Consider the following 16,469-nt stretch of genomic DNA (forward strand, 5'->3'; position numbering starts at 1 on the left):
TTTATGAACTAAAAAAAACCGCCCTGCTTATCAGGGCGGTTTTTTATCTCTGGCATCACGCCACTTCAGTACGAGGGTTACTGCTCTGGCAGATTGAGATCCAGCTTGGCAGCAGGTTGTCCGGCTTGCTGATTCTCGGCCTGCGCAGCGGCCAGAGCACGCTTCAGGGCACGCCGTTTTTGTATCACCACAAACCCGACCCCACCCAATACCGCCAGCAGCACACCCCCCCCCGCCAATGCCCAGATCAGCCAGCCCATTTCCTCCTCTGCCGGAGCTTCATGGGTCGCCTCGGCACTGGAGGCCGGTGCGGCGGCCGACACCACCTCTACAGGAGGCGGCGGTGGCGGGAATACATTGAAGGTTTTCACCGGCAACTCGATTTTCAGCTCACGGCCGAGGCGAGTGGTGCCATAGAGGGTTGCTTTCACCTCATGCTGACCGACCTCCTTGATGTTGGAGAGATCGATATCAAGCTTGGGGTCGCTGGCGGTCTCGCTGAACTCGTAGAGGCCGCCCACATTGCTGGTCACACTCCCCTTGACCACCACGGAGGCGGGATCCAGCTCATCACGGTCGATTAGCAGTGAGAGCTTGGCTCCCAGCTCTTCCGAAGGCGGCGACAAGTTATAGCTGAACGGATAGGGGTAAAGCAGCACATCCTGATAACGGGCACGGACAAACACCTGATTGCCCGTGCTGAACATGGCGCGGTACTTGCCACCGGGAATATCCTGCAGCGTCACTTCCGCCGTCATGATGCCATCACCCGGCACTTCGTCGAGCCCCTTGCCATCATCGCGATAGTGGCCAAGTACTTGATCCAGCACGACCTCTTTCTTATCGGCATCGCTGAACGATTGCAGCTTGACGGTCATGCCAAGGTCAGAGAGATAGTATTTATCTTTCGGCGGCTGACCATTGATCAGCAACCACGCCTTGAGCTTGACCACCTCCCCCTGATAGAGCTGCATCGGCAGGGCGGCGATATCGAGCCGGATATCGGAGAGAATGCGCACCCGGTTGTCGGGATCCACCTCGCCAATCGCCTGCCAGGGGCCCGGCATGGGATTGCGCAGGGTAATGAGATCGTGCTCCGGCAACGCCAGCCAACCCACATCTGCGGGTTTGACCTTGCCCACGTAAAGCTTGCTGCCATCGGGGCGAACCAGGATCACGGACGGGGTGCCCGGCTTGCGCTTGATAATAAAGGTGATCTCCTTCACGCCGTAATCGATGCGAAAGCGGTTATCCAGCAGCGGAATATCGGAAGGGGCAAATACCTCGGTCGCCGCCGCCCCCAGCGAGAGCAACAACAGCAGACCGGCACACCACTTGCTCATTGCCGCCACAGACAACTTCCTCCCTTTTTCTGTACCAGATCCAGTCTCGCCTCGTGCAGGGCCTGAACCTCGGTGCTGGCACGCACCACCTTGAGGGCAGGTCGGTTGCTCTCCAACCGGCGAATGCTGGTGTCCTGATTGCTTTCGTTTTCGTTGCTCTCGGTGGCCAGATTGAGTTTGGTCTGGCCGCCGGTCATCAGCAGGTAGACGTCCGCCAGGATCTCCGCATCGAGCAAAGCCCCGTGCAGGGTACGGTGGGAGTTGTCGATACCGTAACGATCGCACAGCACATCCAGGTTGTTGCGCTTGCCAGGGAAGAGATCCCGCGCCATCGCCAGGGTATCTGTGATGGTGCAGATATCCGCCGTCTTGAAGTTGAGTCCGAGCTTGCTGAACTCGTAGTCCATGAAGCTCACGTCAAACGGTGCGTTGTGAGCGATCAGTTCGGCGCCGCGGATGAACTCAAGGAATTCGTCGGCAATCTGGCTGAACGACGGTTTGTCACGCAGGAACTCGTCGGTGATACCGTGCACCTGGATCGCTTCCGGGTCGACCAGACGATCAGGCTTGATATAGACGTGATAGTGGTTACCGGTCAGCTTGCGGTTGATCACCTCCACACAGCCGATTTCGATAATGCGGTGCCCCAGATAGACAGGGCCACCCGCCGTATTCATACCTGTGGTTTCAGTATCCAGAATGATCTGGCGATTCAGTTGGGGTGTGTTCATGATCCAATCTATGTCAAACTTCGGCTTTACTTACTCGCTAGTTTACCCCAAGCCTCATGTTAAAACAGATTGATTGCTCATGTTAAAACAGATTGATGTCTATACCGACGGCTCCTGCCTCGGCAATCCGGGCCCGGGTGGTTACGGGGCCGTGATGGTCTACGGCAAGCACCGCAAAGAGATTTCCGCAGGATTCAGGTTGACCACCAATAACCGGATGGAGCTGATGGCCGCTATCATGGGGCTGCGCACCCTCAACGAACCGTGCAAGGTGCGCCTCACCACCGACAGCCAGTATGTCCGCCAGGGGATCACCCAGTGGATCATCGGCTGGAAGAAGAAAGGGTGGATGACCGCCAACCGGCAACCGGTCAAGAACGTCGATCTCTGGAAGGAGCTGGATGCGGAAGTGGGTCGCCACCAGATTGAGTGGCTCTGGGTGAAGGGTCACTCCGGCCACCCGGAGAACGAACGGTGCGACGAGCTGGCCAGAGAGGCCGCCTGCGGCAAGGATCTGGCCGAAGATACCGGCTACCAGCCCTGACGGGCCATTCCCGGTGTGGCGAGGGACTTTGGCAGCTGCCAGCGCCGCCGCACCGGGATAAGTGGAAAGCGCCGTTTACGGGCCGCAATCACGTATACCGATGCAAATGCCCTGCAATAATCCCGCCCGATACTCTCCCGCCACCAACTGTGCCAGCTCTGTTTCCCCATAAACGAGTAACCGAAACGCTCGTCGAACATCACCTCGCATCCCAGCAGATGCAACCAGTCCGTCACCCGCCCCGGGGTGAACATCCGTGCCGACCAGGGCATTCTGCGCCGCAAGAACGGCACACAGTGACCGATCCCGACCAGACTCATGGGGTTATAACCACTGATGATCAGCCAGCCATCGTCGGTCAGCACCCTTTCGGCTTCGCGCAACACCTGATGAGGATCGGCAGAGAAATCGAGGCAGTGGGCCAGCAGGCAGGCATCGACGCTGCCGGTCCGCACCGGCAGATCGAGGGGATCGCCATACATGTCGAGCAGCCGCCCGCCGGGGGCGACCCCGATCTGGTGACGAATGGAGGAGCGTTTGCAGGAGAGTTCGGCGCTCAGAGCGCCAATTTTCAGCAGATGATACCCAAACAGATTGGGGCACCAGTTGTCGAGCCGATCCTGGATCTCGGCCGCCACCCAGTCCCCCATAGGCAATGCAGACCAGCTGGTCGGGATCTCGATTTGTTGTTCGGTACGTGCCACCTGCATAATAGGGCTCAACTCGGGGTTTCGAACGCCATCCTGTTATATAAGATACCCTCCCTAAAGAGAAGCAGACTCATGTATCCAGTGATCACAGTTCCAGCCTTTAATGACAACTACATCTGGTTGATCCGCCACGAAAATCACTGTCTGGTGGTCGATCCGGGCGATGCCGCACCCGTGCTGGAGCGGCTCGAGGCATTGGGGCTGGTGCTCGATGCCATCCTGCTGACCCATCACCATCACGACCATGTCGGGGGTGTCACCGACCTGCTTGCCCACTTCCCCCACGCCCGGCTCTATGGCCCCAAACTTGACCCGATGCCGGATCACCACGGTCAGTGGCTGGAAGATGGCGATCAGATCAACTGGCACGGCCTCGCCCTCGAGGTGATCCATGTGCCCGGGCACACTCGCGGCCACATCGCCTACCACGGTAACGGCATGCTGTTTTGTGGCGATACCCTCTTCTCGGCCGGTTGTGGCCGCCTGTTTGAAGGGACGCCGGAGCAGATGTACCACTCGCTGCAACGACTCGCCGCCCTGCCCGATGAGACACTCATTTATTGTGCCCACGAGTACACCCTCTCCAACCTGCGTTTTGCCTATGCGGTCGAGCCGGACAACCCGGCGATCCGCCGCCAGATCGGGCTGATCAGCAAACTGCGGCAACAAGGGCTGCCAAGCCTGCCAACCCGGCTGGGTGACGAACGCACTTTCAACATTTTTCTGCGCTGCGAACAGGATTCAGTGAAATTTTCTGCTGAAAAGCATGGGCTAAAATGCGTGGAAAATCCGGTAGATACCTTCACCATCCTGCGTCAGTGGAAGGACGTTTTTTGAACAAACCTTGATCAGGGGGCCATTGCCCCTTATGATGCGAGCTGTTTTTCCTAAAAATGACCGGAACGAGATGAAGGTACGAACGGCCTTATTGGCAGCGCTGTTGCTCAGCGGCTGCCAAAACCTGAGCCATCAGGATGACCGGGCGCTAACGGCAATCGAGCCGATCAAGTCCCCCCAGGTCAAGAAAAAAGCGCATAAAAAACACTCTTCCCATTTCCTGTTTGGCGATGAACAGCTGGACGAAATGGAAGATACGGACAATCTGTGGGTGCGTATCAGCGATGATATGCAACTGGAAACTCCGGACAATCCGCGCATCCGCCAGCAACGTGAGTGGCTGTTGCGCAATGATAAGCATCTGGCGACCATTGCCAGCCGGGCTGAACCCTACCTCTATCTGATGGTAGAGGAGATTGAACGGCGTGAGCTGCCAATGGAGCTTATTACTGTCCCGATGATCGAGAGCATGTTTGATCCCCATGCCCGATCCCGCAGCAATGCCGTCGGACTCTGGCAGTTTGTGCCAGCGACAGGCAGAAACTTCGGTCTGCGCCACGACAACTGGTATGACGGACGGCGCGATGTGCTGGCCTCCACCAATGCGGCGCTCGACTATCTGGAGTACCTGAACCGCTTCTTTGACGGTGACTGGCTGCAAACGCTGGCCGCCTACAATGCCGGTGAAGGACGGGTGCGCAACGCCATCCAGCGTAACCAGCGCGCAGGCAAGCCGACCGACTACTGGTCGCTCGATCTGCCCCGGGAAACCCGGATGTATGTGCCGAAGATCCTCGCCATGGCTGACATGATCAGCAATGCGGACAAGTACAATATCCAGTTGCCGGTGCTCGCCAACGAGCCGAAGCTGCGAGTGGTGGAGACCGGCAGCCAGATCGATCTGAATGTGGCCGCCCAACTGGCAGGTCTGCGCACGTCACAGCTCAAGGAGGTCAATCCGGCCCTGAGCCGTGGTGTGATGTCGCCCCGTGGTCCTTACCGCCTGCTGGTACCGGTAGAATATGCCGATACCCTGGAGCTGGCACTGGCCGATCTGCCCAAGAGCGAGCGTATTCGTACCCGCTCCTATCAGGTCACCAGTGGCGATACCCTGTCGCGCATTGCCCAGAATCATGGCGTCAGCGTGAACGAGCTGAAGCTGGCCAACAATCTGCGCAGCAACAACCTGCGTCGCGGTCAGCAACTGGTGATCCCGACCCACGGTCAGGTCAGCAGCAAGGCCAGCTCCGCCAGCAAACCGCAACAGCTGGCAAGCCGTGGCAGCAGCCAGAAGGCCAAAGTCAGTTACAAGGTGCGCTCGGGTGACAACCTGTGGAGCATCAGCCAGGCACACGGCGTCTCCCACGAAGAGCTCGCCAAGTGGAATGGTCTGAATGCCAAGTCGGCGCTCAAGCCAGGCATGAAGCTGGTGGTCTATCCCAAGCAAGGGAAGAAGAGCGACAAATCGATGGTGTATCAGGTTCGCCGTGGCGACTCCATCTCCTCCATCGCAGCTCGCTTCCAGGTGGCCATCAACGATGTGATGCGCTGGAATCAGCTGGATAAAGGGGATTACCTCAAGCCCGGTCAGGAGCTGACCCTGTTTGTGAAGAACAACAGCTAAGCCTCACCGCTTGAATCCGATAAAAAACGGGGCCAGTCATCTGACTGGCCCCGTTTTTTATTACTGCGGCTAACCGCTGCTGTGTCTAAGCCGCCGACTAAAACAATGGCTTGGCGCCGCCTGCGGATGCATCACCGCTCTGCAGGCAAAACTATCACAGCTATTCCCAGAGCCTTGTCGGCACCACCATCAGCACGGTGCGCTGACCAATCGCCACATTGGCGTTGGGGAAGACCACCGCTTCGCGCGGCTGCTCGACCGTGTAGCGCAGCTCGCCATCCTCGGCCAGCACGAACCCTTGCGGGAATTCGGTGAAGTTGTCCACATCGCTGGCAAACAGGAAGCGAAATTGCTCCGATCTCTTGGTGATCACCCGATCGATGGCAAACAGGGTGAAATCATCCGCCCGCCAGGGTTCGAGCACCACCTCATCCTGAGTGACCAGCTCCTGCAGTGCCTGCCGGGTTTCGATAAAGCGGGTCATGTCGTTCTCGCCAAACGGACGCACCTTGCCCAGCTCCACCGTGAAGGCGTGGGCGCCATGCTGGCGGGAGCTGTAGTAGCTGAAGGTGGTGGTCGGGCTGGCGGAGAGCAGAATAGTGCGTACTCCGCAGGCGCCGAGGAACTGCACCTGCTCGCGGCAGTGGGGCCGCTCATGGGGGAAGGGGTAAACGGCGAACTTCTCGTGGCGCGAGCCACGAATGGCGGTGTGCAGGTCGTAGTGGTAGCGAGGACGGGCCGGATCGGCAAAGAAGCGGCTCACATACTGCTCAAGGCGCATGGCGCGGATCCGCTCCCGGTTGCAAAGCCCCTCCCCCTTGCTGTGGGCACCGGAGAAGAGGCGGTTCATGTTCTCTTCTACCTCCCGCAGCCCCAGATTCATCGCCGCCGGATTGCCAAACAGGAACAGCACCCGATGGCGGGCGCTCAGCTCGCCAGAGAGCAGGCGGCTCAGCAGCTGGTTGCAGATCTCGATAGGGGCGGTCTCATTGCCGTGAATGCCGCAGGAGAGGACGATATCCTTGCGTCCGCCAGGTTGATCGCCCGCGCCACTGGCAGGTTCCAGACAGAGCACTCCCGTATCCCAGACACTGACCCGCGTGCCATCGGGCAGGGCAAATTCAAAGGGCTCAAGCTGCCACTCATTACTGCGGGTCAGGGCCAAAAAATCGTGCTGGGGAATCATCCGTCTCACCCTCTCGCTCTGGAATACTATGGCCGGATTATACGCAAGGCATCGCGGCTTAAAATCGTTTTTTAAACAAATTCAAACATTAACGACACAATTGTGATAACAATCGAACGATGACTCAATGAAAATAGCGATGTGAAATAAAGAAGAGAGGAAAGAGGATCAACGAATAACAGGGGGAAAACGAGGAGAGATAACACTGACTATTGCCAGCCCGATGGCAGGGCGCCACAGGGGCAGAGCGGAAAACGGATCAGCAGAAAAACGAGGCATCCATGCCCGGCTGATCAACCACGCCAGAACGGCTTGGTGGTCTCTTGATAACGGTCAGCTTCGTTCAGGCCGATGTCTTTGAGCAGGTACTCGGGCAGCTCGGAGAGCTGGCGACGGCTGCGGCTGCGCTCCAGCCAGGTCAGAACGGTCATTTTAACGCGAGCAACCAGATTCAATTGGCTGGAATGCTGGTAACCGGTTTCGGTATAAGTCATGTTGGCCATGATGTGGCTCCTCTGAATATTTGTTTACGCACTGGGCTTTATTTGATGCGCAAAGCTTAGTCAGGGAGCAGGGCCGACTCAATTGACGAATTTTGATACGTTACATTAGGAAAACTAATAGTAAAAAACTGACTGATACAATTTTAATGCTTTGATTTATAAAGAATAATTAAATCACCATTCGACCATCAACGGCCCGCAGCATATTGTGCTGCATGGCACCACCTTACATATGCAATTTACCGCATTGCCTATGCACTCGCCAATGGACATGCCATGGGTGGCAACCCCGTCATTACATTCGATTGTTAATTTGTCGATCTCTTTGCGATCTTAAATTAACACGATGAAACATAAAACAAACTTACTCTTTCTCCCGCGCAGCTCCCTCGATGAAGACCCGAAAACGCCCCTCTTGGCGCGCAACCGGCATACTGGTATGGTTATTTATACAGTAGTTTATTCCCCTGCCCTGACGCCATCGTTTATGCCGTCAGCGGCGGATGAAACCACAGGATCATCGATGGATACCTTTACCCCGACCGCCGCCCTGCGTCAACAGATGGCCGCCATTGAAGCCTCTCTCAACCAGCTGGCCGATCTGCTTTGCCAGCTCGACCTGCAGGAGGCTCATGTCTATCCTCTCCCCCCGGTTGCACAGGGGGAAGAGCACGACCCGATCGAGCAAATTGAGGTGGGCTATCTCAACGGTGAAGCCGCGCTGGCGGCCACCCTCGCCGCCTATCGGGACCACAGCGCCCGCCCCGGCTGCTCCACCAAGGCAACTCATCGGCTGCCCGGCTGGTTGCGCTTTCCTGCCGCCGCAGCCCCCTTGCTGCAACCGCTGATCGACCAAATCAACCAGCACAAACTCGATTTCAAGGCGCTGGTGCAGCAGGCGGGGGGACGGGACGAGAAGTTCGAGCTGGTACATACCGCCCTGCCCGGGGTGATCACTCTGCAGGTCTACCGCAAGCTGACCCTGTTGACAGGTGAGCTGCAATCCCTCGGCTTTACCTGGGCTGACAAGCAGACCATCAATCGCCTCAGTCGCGAGCAGGTGCTTGAGATGCTGGAGCGCAGCCGCCGCTATATACCGGCCCTCTCCAACAACGAGGAGTGGAGCAAGATGGTGGATCAGGAGGTGTACGACATTCGCCGCCTGCCCGCCGATGCCGAGCTGCGGATCCGCCGCCCGGTCAAGACCCACCCGATGATCAACCTGCTCTGGCTGGAGCGCACCCCGCGCAAGCAGCAGATCAAGGCGAGCCTGCCTCTGCTGCTCTGCTCGGACAGCCCGCCTGCAGTCACCCATCTGGGCAACTATCCCCCCAAGAGCCGGCAGGCGCGGCGAGATCGCAAGATTGGCGGCGAGCCCATCATCGAGCGGCTGCACCTCTATCTCTATCAGGGGTGACTGGATCAGGAATAGCTGGGCCGCCTTGCCGCGATAAACGAAGTATCCCGCATCAGCACCCCAAATAAGAAAGGGGAGAACATCCTGGATGTTCTCCCCTTTTCTGTATCGATAGGCGGTATGAAAGGTGGCGTCGCCAATCAACCCATCAGCAGGGCCCGCAGGCTCTCCACATCCAGCCCGCGCACCTCGGACTGGCCGCTCAGCAACCCATCGGCCAGCGCCCGCTTCTCGTCGTGCAGGGCGACGATCTTCTCCTCCACCGTCTGCTCGCATACCAGTCGATAGACGGTCACCGGCTGGGTCTGGCCCATCCGGTGAGCCCGATCGCTCGCCTGATCTTCCACCGCCGGGTTCCACCAGGGATCGAGGTGCAGCACGGTATCGGCCTGGGTGAGGTTGAGGCCGGTCCCCCCCGCCTTGAGGCTGATGAGGAACAGCGGCACTTCCTCATGACGAAAACGCAGGATGGAGTCCTGACGGGACTTGGCAGAGCAGCCCCCATCCAGATAGCAGTAGTCCCAGGATTTTTGCTCGATGCGGGCCCGCAGCAGGCTCAGCAGATCGACAAACTGGCTGAACACCAGCACCCGATGACCACCGTCAATAGCCTCTTCCAGCAGGGCCATCGCCTCATCCAGCTTGCTGCTTGTCTGCGACCACTCGGGCATCACCAGCTCCGGCGAACAGCAGAGCCGGCGCAGCCGGGTCAGGCCGCTCAGCACATGCATCAGGGCACGGCCATCGGCACTTTGCACCTGCTGCACCACTTCCCGCCGGGTCGCCTCGTAGAGCTGGCGCTCTTCGGGGGAGAGGCTGATGTGGTGGATGATCTCGGTCTTGTCCGGCAGCTCGGTCAGCACCTGCTGCTTGAGACGGCGCAGGATGAAGGGGCTGATCACCGCCCGCAGCAGCGCCATGTGCTGGGGATCCTTGACCGCTTTGCCAAAGCGACGCTTGAACTCGCCAAGGCTGCCGAGCAGCCCCGGGTTGATAAAAGTGAAGAGACTCCACAGCTCCCCCAGATGGTTTTCGATGGGGGTGCCGGAGAGGGCGAGGCGAAAATCGCCGTCGAGCTGGAACAGCAGCTTGGCGCGCTGGGTGCCGGCGTTTTTGATCTGCTGGGCCTCATCAAGCACCATGGAAGACCAGCGGCGGGACTTGAGCGCCTCCGCCAGGCTGCCGAGCATGCCGTAGTTGATGAGGATCACCTGACCGGCCTTGGCCTCGCGAATCATCCCCTCCCGCTCGGCCGGGTTCTCGAACACCACCACATCAAGCTCGGGGGCGAAACGGGTCACCTCCTCCTGCCAGTTGGTGACCACTGACTTGGGTACTACTACCAGCGCAGGGCCAAGGTGCTGGCGCATCCGCAGCACGATAAGCGCCTGCAGCGTCTTGCCCAGACCCATGTCATCGGCCAGACAGGCACCAAAACCGTGATGGGCCAGGGTCGCCATCCAGCGCACCCCCTCTTTCTGATAGTCTCGCAGGGAGGTAAGCAACTCGTCCGGGCAATCGACCTCCTGCTGCCACTCCTGCTGCAGGGATTGCCACGCCGCATCCCCTTCGGTGGTAATGACCGAGAGCAGACGGGTCAGGGGATAGGCCAGCTTGTTGTTGATGCGCTGCTCTTCATCGAGCATGGCCCCCAGCATGGTGAGCCGCTCCACCAGCTTGTCGCTCAGCATCAGGCTGGTCTTCTCGTCGAGCTGAACGGTACGCTGGCCCGGGGTCATCTGGCGCAGAATAAGGCGCAGATCGAGGATCTGGTGCTCATCAAGGGCCAGTGCCCCTTCGACCTGGAACCAGTCCTGCCGCCGCTCGATGCGCAGGCTCAGAGCCGCTTCATCAAGGCTCTTGAGGCGAGCGCTGTCCTGATGCCAGTGAATGACCACACCGGCGTCCACCAGCTCGGGCAGGGCATTGACCAGCGCCAGCGCCTGTTCCCCCTGCAGCAGCCACTCGCTGCCGGGCAGGCCGATGGGCAATTGATTGCGCAGCAGCTGGGCCTGCAGCTTCTCGGCCGCGAGGTCGCGCTGCCAGTAGTGGTACGCCTTGATCCCCTGCCGTACGATCGACTCCCCCTTGCCAAGGGGCTGGGGCGGCAGATCCTCAAAGCGGGTCACCAGCTTGACCGACAGCTGACCATCCTGCCAATCCAGTTGCACCGAAGGAATGCCCGGCCAGGGAGCCAGTTCGGCGTTGCCGCTAAGCCCCGCAACCTGACTGTGCCAAGGCAGCTCGGGAATAGCGTCCAGGGTGCGTTGCAGCTCGGCCAGCCCCTCGGCGGGCAACAGCGGGATGGATTCGAGCGCAGGCAAGCGGTCGAGCAGCGGCTGCGGGGTGAGGATCAGCTGCCACAGATCCTGCGCTAGCGGCATGATATGGGCCCCGCGGGCGGCCGCATCGGGGCAGAGCTGCGCGCTCATCCCCTGTTCGGTGGCCACCACCTGCAGCAGGGGGGCGCTGATGGCCAGTTGCAGCTTTTGCCCCTTGGCGTTGAACAAACGGGGGTGATCGGCCAGCGGCGCCCAGACATCCCGCGGCAGCCGTCCCATCACCCGTGGCAGGGTGCGAACCAGTGCCCAGTCGTGCTCATCGAGCATGGCGGCATACTGGGTAGAGAGCAGGGCCGGATCGACCCGGCGACCGGCGGTCCACTCCCCCTTGGTGCTCAGCTTCTGGATCTTGCACTCCAGCTCGGGGCCGTCGGCATGGAGCAGCCACACCAGCCGCTCCTGCGGCTTGCGCACGCCACTGGAGCGTCCCAGCCCCTGCAACCAGTTGAGCCAGCTGGCAGAGGCCGCGGTTTTATCCTCGTCCCCGTCATCATCCTGCTCGTCACTGCCCTCTTGCGTACTCTCCTCACTACCGCGCAGTTGGCACAAGGGCGCCCCTTTGGCCGCCTCGCCCAACAAGATGCGCAGCAGATCCTGACAAAACGCCATCAACCGGTGATGGGGTTCGGCATCGAGCAGGTGGGAGAGATCCCACTTGTGCAGCATGGCCACCTGCGGGCTCTGGGCGCCGTGACGGGCCAGCGCGCAGAGATCGAGCCAGAGATAGCCCCAGTGCAGCTCCTCTACCGGCAGTTGCAGGGTATCGAACAGCCCGACCGCCTGACCGTGCCGCTCCCCGGCCCACTGGCTAAGCAGGTCGGCCAGCAGCGGAAACTGCCCGCCGAGGCTGCGCTGCCACTTCTTGCGCTGCTCGCTGGCGATGACGGGATCGGCCTGCTGCAACCAGCCAAGCCAGAGCAGGGCGCTGAATGAACGGGGCCACTGGCCCGCTTCACCCTCATCGGTTGCCTGCCACTGGCCCAGCGCGGTGAGCAGTCGCTCGCCAAGCGGGCCGCTCTGGCTCTGTTGGGCTATCGCCTGCAGGGCTGGCCAGCCGGGGGCGGCATCCTTGTCCTCGCCGGTTAGCGATGTGCTCTCGCCATCCCCGCAGAGCCAGCGCCACTCCGCCTCGAACGCTTTGGCCCGGGCCTGCACCTCGGGGGCGCAGCGCACCAGCGCATTGGCCAGCGGCCAGCGCTCTTCATAGGGGGCATCGAGCAAGAGTTGCAGCGAGAAGTGCTCCAGCAACATTTGCTGCCAGGCGGGGCTGGAGCCCGCCAGCAACTGGTGAGCGTCCGGGGTATCAAGCAGGGTCAGCAGATCGCTGGCCGAGAAATAGGTGGGGATCTCCCCCGCTTTGCCGCGGCAGAGCTCGCGCACCACCGCATGGGTAAGATCCTGCCCGGTCAATGAGGGCACCCGGCTCCAGTCCGGCGCCGGGCAGAGACCGGCACGCACTCCCAGGATCAGCGCCAGCGTCCCTTCGGCGGTCAGGCTCCACTGCTGCTCCCCGCGCAATCTGACCAGCCCCGCATCCTGCAGTCGGGTCAGTTTATCGATCAGAGCATGGCCTATCGCCAGTTGTTCTTGCAGCAAACGGGTACTGGCAACGCGCTGCAATTGCAGGGTGGCGAGCAGGGCATAACTATCCGAAGAGAGGGTGGACGCAGACATCAAGACTCACGGGCAAGTGCAAAAGCGGAATTTTAACGGTAAAGCGCCAGCGGCTCGACCCTTTACCGTGAAATAACTCAAAAAAAAACGGCCATCCATGATGACCGTCGAAAGTAACGAAGGAAATAGCCGGATCATCCGGTTACCTCCCACAGCGGGAAAATCGGGAGCGCTAGCCCCTAATTCGTGGAGCCAATGCTAGAGGTTGGCGCCCGAAAAAGCTTTGAAGCGGATCACAGTTGAAAAGGATTTCTGAAAACGGTTTCAATTTTTAGCGGCAAAAAACCACGATTTCGCGCCAAATGAGCCATGTCCCCACTCCTCCTGCTCACCCGGTACAAGCGGTGAAAACCCTATAACGGTCGCTTGTCGAACGCCCCTGTGCGGGCAGCTGTCAGCTGTATAGCTTCATCAGAACCTGCCGCCCGCAGGCTAGATTTCAGGGCCACCGGACATGGCCGAGATGGGCCAGGAGAGCACGAATCGGCTCCCTCCCTGCCCGGTAGCTTGGCAAACCGCGCTGCCGCCGTGCGCCTCGGCAATCGCCTTGACCACGGCGAGTCCGAGTCCGCTGCCGCCGCTCTTGCGCGAGCGTGATGGATCTCCCCGACGAAACGCATCGAAGATACAGACGGCCACCTCCTCGCTGATGCCAGGCCCCTCATCTTCCACACTCAGGACGCACACACTCTCCGAGCGATGCAACCGCACGGTCAGCAGGCCCGGCAGCGCGTGCTTCTGGGCATTTTCCAACAGCGCCATCAGGGCCTGACGGATACGAAACAGATCGCAGCAAACATGAAGTTCGCTATCGAGCTCCCGCTGCAACACAAATCCGCTCGCCGCCAGAGGGCTGGCAAACGCCTCAAGCACCACGGCAAGCTCGTCGGCCAGCCTGACCTCGGTCCGCTGCAACTCCAGATGGCCGCTGTCGTTGAGGCTCAATACCCGCAAATCCTCGATCAGGTGATTGAGCCCCTCCACCTGACGCAGCAACCCCTCGAAGAGTTCGCTGCTGGGAGGAAATACCCCTTCGGCCAGCCCCTGCAAGCGGCCACGCAAAATGGTGACGGGAGTGCGCAACTCGTGGGCAATTGCGGCATTCCAGAACTCCCGCTCGCGGGTCATGCTCTGCAACCGCTCGGCCATGGCGTTGAAGTCACGCACCAGTTGCGCCGTCTCCCCGATCGCCTGCTCATCCTCCGGCACACGGGCATCGAGTTTGCCCTCGGCCACCTCGCGCAGGCTGGTTGCCACCGAGTTGAGGGGAGTCAGGATGCGGCGAGAGAGGCGAACCGCCACGTACAGCGCCATCCCCAATGCAATGAGAATGGTGGAGCCGATCCATAACATCTCGACTCTGGAGGGCACCCAGGTCTCGGAGATGCTGCCCGGCACAAACGCCACGGCGATGCCATAAAACACATAGGTGCCGATCACCGCAAGGGAGATGATACCAAGCGTCATCAAGCCCAGAGAGCGGATGATCTGCCTGCGAAGGCCGGGCGCCGATTTCATGCATCGCCCCCGAAGCGATAGCCAACGCCCCAGACACTGGCGGGGACCCCCTGAATGCCGTGTGTCTCCAGTTTTTTGCGCAACTTGCTGATGTGGCTATCCACCGTACGCTCCTGGGTATCCCCCTCCGGCAAGCAGTGAGTCAGCAGTTCGGCGCGACTGAACACCCGTTTCGGCGCCCGCATCAAAGAGGCGAGCAACTTGAACTCGGTCAGGGTCAGCTCCAGCACCTGCTGCTGGTCATCGCAGAAAATGCTGGCCTCGTGGCTCTCCAGATCGATCTGAAACTGACCGACCCGCAGCACATTCGCCGTGGCAGGCGTTACGGCCCGGGTGCGCCTGAGCACGGCCTGCACTCGCGCCACCACTTCGGCCGGATTGAAGGGTTTGACCACATAGTCATCCGCCCCCATGCGCAGCCCCATCAGCTTGTCGAGATCCTGATCGAGGGCGGTCAGCATGATCACCGGCGTATCGCCACGCGCCCGGATCTCGCTGAGCACCTGCCAGCCATCCAGTAGCGGCATCTGCACATCCAGCAGCAGGAGATCGGGTTTGAATGCCTGATGCATGGCCAGCGCTTCACGGCCATCGGCGGCGTGCAGGGAGCGCAAGCCATGACGTTGCAGGTAAGCGGCGAGGATGTCGGCGATCTCGGCTTCATCCTCTGCAATCAGTACCAGTGACTGGCCCGCCGGGCTGGCGGAAGCATTGAGATGGGACATAGTCGGACTCGAAAAAAGGTGGCGCTGAACTTTATCATCGCCTCCATGGATTCTCCACAAAGCCTCGAATCATTCGCAATAGCCCCTCGCCATAATGGCCGCTCGATGCACTCTCCGGTCACATCACACCGGAGAGACGGTTTAACGAGGTGAGTGGATGATGTTTGTCAAACAGCGGTATGCGGGCGCCCTGCTCGCCGTCATTACCGCATTCGGGTTGGCGGGTTGCGACGCCGCGCCGCAAGAGCAGGAGGCACCCGCCCTGCCTCAGGTGTCGGTGCTGACTCTGACTGGTCGGGAGCTGGTCATCAACGAGGATCTGCCCGCCCGGGTGGCGGCACTGCGCAGCGCCGACATTCGCGCCCAGATCAGCGGCATCGTGCAGCGCCGCCTGTTCGAGCAGGGCGCCGAGATCAGCGCAGGCACAGTGCTGTTCCAGATAAACCCGGCCCCCTTCAAGGCCGATGTCGACAGCGCCGCCGCCGCATTGCAAAGGGCCGAGGCGGTGCTGGCCCGCGCCCGCATCCAGATTGACCGCCTGAAGCCACTGCTGCGCACCGACGCCATCAGCCGCCAGACCTATGACGACGCGGTCTCCCAACGGGATCAGGCGGCCGCCGATGTAGCCCAGGCCAGGGCGACCCTGGCCCGGCACCAACTGAACCTGCAATTTGCCAGCGTGGAGGCCCCCATCGCCGGACGTATCGATCAGGCGCTGGTGAGTGAAGGGGCCCTGGTGTCGCCAACCGATACCACTCCCATGGCCCGGATCCAGCAGATTGATCAGGTCTACGTCGATGTGCGTCAACCGGCCTCGGTGCTGGAATCCCTGCGCCAGCAGGCTGGCTCAACGGCACCGGAACTGGCGGTAGAGATCCTCGGTAGCAATGGCACACCGCTGGGAATGCAGGGGCGCATCCTCTTCTCCGGCATAGAGGTCGATGCCGGAACCGGCGACGTGCTGCTGCGGGTGCTGGTGGATAACCCTGAACGGCGCCTGTTGCCCGGCCTCTATGTGCAGGCGCGCATCCCCCGTGCCCGCTATGCCAACGCCCTGACTGTGCCCCAGCAGGCAGTAGTTCGCACATCGGGTCAGACCAGCGTGTGGGTGGTGGATGGCCAGGGGCAGGCACAGCTGGTTCCGGTCAACACCGCTGAACTGGTGAATAGCCAGTACCGCATCGCGTCCGGGCTCAGTGCCGGGCAACAGGTGGTGATCGAAGGGATCGACCGTCTGACCCCGGGGGTTCAGGTCACAGCTTCCCCCTGGCAACCACCCGCTTTCAGCCAACCGGCTGACGGTGGCATTCGCTGA

At 60.5% G+C, this 16,469-nt stretch carries 13 protein-coding genes; 5 read left to right on the forward strand and 8 right to left on the reverse strand.

The window, feature by feature from the left end:
• Positions 1–77: 77 nt before the first annotated feature.
• The gene (locus OKC43_RS02850; RefSeq protein ID WP_201948197.1) at positions 78–1,343 is read right to left on the reverse strand and encodes a TIGR03503 family protein; all 1,266 of its coding nucleotides are present in this window, start codon (positions 1,341–1,343) and stop codon (positions 78–80) included.
• On the reverse strand, positions 1,340–2,074 hold the full coding sequence (dnaQ, locus tag OKC43_RS02855; protein WP_064336501.1) for a DNA polymerase III subunit epsilon: 735 nt from the start codon (positions 2,072–2,074) through the stop codon (positions 1,340–1,342). The genes OKC43_RS02850 and dnaQ overlap by 4 nt, the downstream gene beginning before the upstream one ends.
• Positions 2,075–2,153: 79 nt before the next feature.
• Between dnaQ and rnhA the strand changes: the two genes are divergently transcribed.
• On the forward strand, positions 2,154–2,618 hold the full coding sequence (gene rnhA, locus OKC43_RS02860; protein ID WP_021231230.1) for a ribonuclease HI: 465 nt from the start codon (positions 2,154–2,156) through the stop codon (positions 2,616–2,618).
• On the opposite strand, the gene OKC43_RS02865 is transcribed toward rnhA, so the two are convergent.
• Positions 2,606–3,328 (reverse strand): methyltransferase domain-containing protein, encoded by a 723-nt coding sequence (locus OKC43_RS02865; RefSeq protein ID WP_005361718.1) that lies wholly within the window; start codon positions 3,326–3,328, stop codon positions 2,606–2,608. The genes rnhA and OKC43_RS02865 overlap by 13 nt on opposite strands.
• A 72-nt stretch (positions 3,329–3,400) precedes the next feature.
• On the opposite strand from OKC43_RS02865, the gene gloB reads away from it, so the two are divergent.
• Positions 3,401–4,165 (forward strand): hydroxyacylglutathione hydrolase, encoded by a 765-nt coding sequence (gene gloB, locus OKC43_RS02870; protein WP_005337817.1) that lies wholly within the window; start codon positions 3,401–3,403, stop codon positions 4,163–4,165.
• Between the two features lie 70 nt (positions 4,166–4,235).
• A complete protein-coding gene (locus OKC43_RS02875) occupies positions 4,236–5,789 on the forward strand; it encodes a lytic transglycosylase (protein WP_005361719.1) in 1,554 nt (517 codons plus the stop codon).
• A gap of 160 nt (positions 5,790–5,949) precedes the next feature.
• On the opposite strand, the gene astE is transcribed toward OKC43_RS02875, so the two are convergent.
• Together astE and OKC43_RS02885 are read right to left on the reverse strand one after the other, a co-directional pair.
• Positions 5,950–6,975, reverse strand: coding sequence for a succinylglutamate desuccinylase (gene astE, locus OKC43_RS02880; protein ID WP_270803835.1), 1,026 nt, complete (start codon positions 6,973–6,975; stop codon positions 5,950–5,952).
• A gap of 293 nt (positions 6,976–7,268) precedes the next feature.
• Positions 7,269–7,478 (reverse strand): DUF1127 domain-containing protein, encoded by a 210-nt coding sequence (locus tag OKC43_RS02885; RefSeq protein ID WP_005337823.1) that lies wholly within the window; start codon positions 7,476–7,478, stop codon positions 7,269–7,271.
• 523 nt (positions 7,479–8,001) lie between these two features.
• Here OKC43_RS02885 and OKC43_RS02890 point away from each other — a divergent pair.
• The gene (locus tag OKC43_RS02890; protein ID WP_270803837.1) at positions 8,002–8,895 is read left to right on the forward strand and encodes a DNA replication terminus site-binding protein; all 894 of its coding nucleotides are present in this window, start codon (positions 8,002–8,004) and stop codon (positions 8,893–8,895) included.
• A gap of 140 nt (positions 8,896–9,035) precedes the next feature.
• On the opposite strand, the gene OKC43_RS02895 is transcribed toward OKC43_RS02890, so the two are convergent.
• The 3 genes from OKC43_RS02895 to OKC43_RS02905 all read right to left on the reverse strand — a co-directional run bounded on the left by OKC43_RS02895 (position 9,036) and on the right by OKC43_RS02905 (position 15,154).
• The gene (locus tag OKC43_RS02895) at positions 9,036–12,911 is read right to left on the reverse strand and encodes a DEAD/DEAH box helicase (protein WP_270803838.1); all 3,876 of its coding nucleotides are present in this window, start codon (positions 12,909–12,911) and stop codon (positions 9,036–9,038) included.
• 432 nt (positions 12,912–13,343) lie between these two features.
• Positions 13,344–14,429, reverse strand: coding sequence for an ATP-binding protein (locus OKC43_RS02900; RefSeq protein ID WP_270803839.1), 1,086 nt, complete (start codon positions 14,427–14,429; stop codon positions 13,344–13,346).
• On the reverse strand, positions 14,426–15,154 hold the full coding sequence (locus OKC43_RS02905) for a response regulator (protein ID WP_270803840.1): 729 nt from the start codon (positions 15,152–15,154) through the stop codon (positions 14,426–14,428). The genes OKC43_RS02900 and OKC43_RS02905 overlap by 4 nt, the downstream gene beginning before the upstream one ends.
• 157 nt (positions 15,155–15,311) lie before the next feature.
• On the opposite strand from OKC43_RS02905, the gene OKC43_RS02910 reads away from it, so the two are divergent.
• The gene (locus OKC43_RS02910; protein WP_270803842.1) at positions 15,312–16,469 is read left to right on the forward strand and encodes an efflux RND transporter periplasmic adaptor subunit; all 1,158 of its coding nucleotides are present in this window, start codon (positions 15,312–15,314) and stop codon (positions 16,467–16,469) included.

Origin of the sequence: Aeromonas sp. Y289-2, assembly GCF_027705925.1 — a bacterium.
Lineage (GTDB): Bacteria > Pseudomonadota > Gammaproteobacteria > Enterobacterales > Aeromonadaceae > Aeromonas > Aeromonas veronii.

Excerpts from the sequence above, each read along its gene's own strand:
- OKC43_RS02895 (WP_270803838.1), bottom strand. The coding sequence starts at position 12,911 with ATGTCTGCGTCCACCCTCTCTTCGGATAGTTATGCCCTGCTCGCCACC.
- OKC43_RS02905 (WP_270803840.1), bottom strand. The coding sequence starts at position 15,154 with ATGTCCCATCTCAATGCTTCCGCCAGCCCGGCGGGCCAGTCACTGGTA.
- rnhA (WP_021231230.1), top strand. The coding sequence starts at position 2,154 with ATGTTAAAACAGATTGATGTCTATACCGACGGCTCCTGCCTCGGCAAT.
- dnaQ (WP_064336501.1), bottom strand. The coding sequence starts at position 2,074 with ATGAACACACCCCAACTGAATCGCCAGATCATTCTGGATACTGAAACC.
- OKC43_RS02910 (WP_270803842.1), top strand. The coding sequence starts at position 15,312 with ATGATGTTTGTCAAACAGCGGTATGCGGGCGCCCTGCTCGCCGTCATT.
- OKC43_RS02875 (WP_005361719.1), top strand. The coding sequence starts at position 4,236 with ATGAAGGTACGAACGGCCTTATTGGCAGCGCTGTTGCTCAGCGGCTGC.
- OKC43_RS02885 (WP_005337823.1), bottom strand. The coding sequence starts at position 7,478 with ATGGCCAACATGACTTATACCGAAACCGGTTACCAGCATTCCAGCCAA.
- OKC43_RS02850 (WP_201948197.1), bottom strand. The coding sequence starts at position 1,343 with ATGAGCAAGTGGTGTGCCGGTCTGCTGTTGTTGCTCTCGCTGGGGGCG.
- gloB (WP_005337817.1), top strand. The coding sequence starts at position 3,401 with ATGTATCCAGTGATCACAGTTCCAGCCTTTAATGACAACTACATCTGG.
- OKC43_RS02890 (WP_270803837.1), top strand. The coding sequence starts at position 8,002 with ATGGATACCTTTACCCCGACCGCCGCCCTGCGTCAACAGATGGCCGCC.
- OKC43_RS02865 (WP_005361718.1), bottom strand. The coding sequence starts at position 3,328 with ATGCAGGTGGCACGTACCGAACAACAAATCGAGATCCCGACCAGCTGG.
- astE (WP_270803835.1), bottom strand. The coding sequence starts at position 6,975 with ATGATTCCCCAGCACGATTTTTTGGCCCTGACCCGCAGTAATGAGTGG.
- OKC43_RS02900 (WP_270803839.1), bottom strand. The coding sequence starts at position 14,429 with ATGAAATCGGCGCCCGGCCTTCGCAGGCAGATCATCCGCTCTCTGGGC.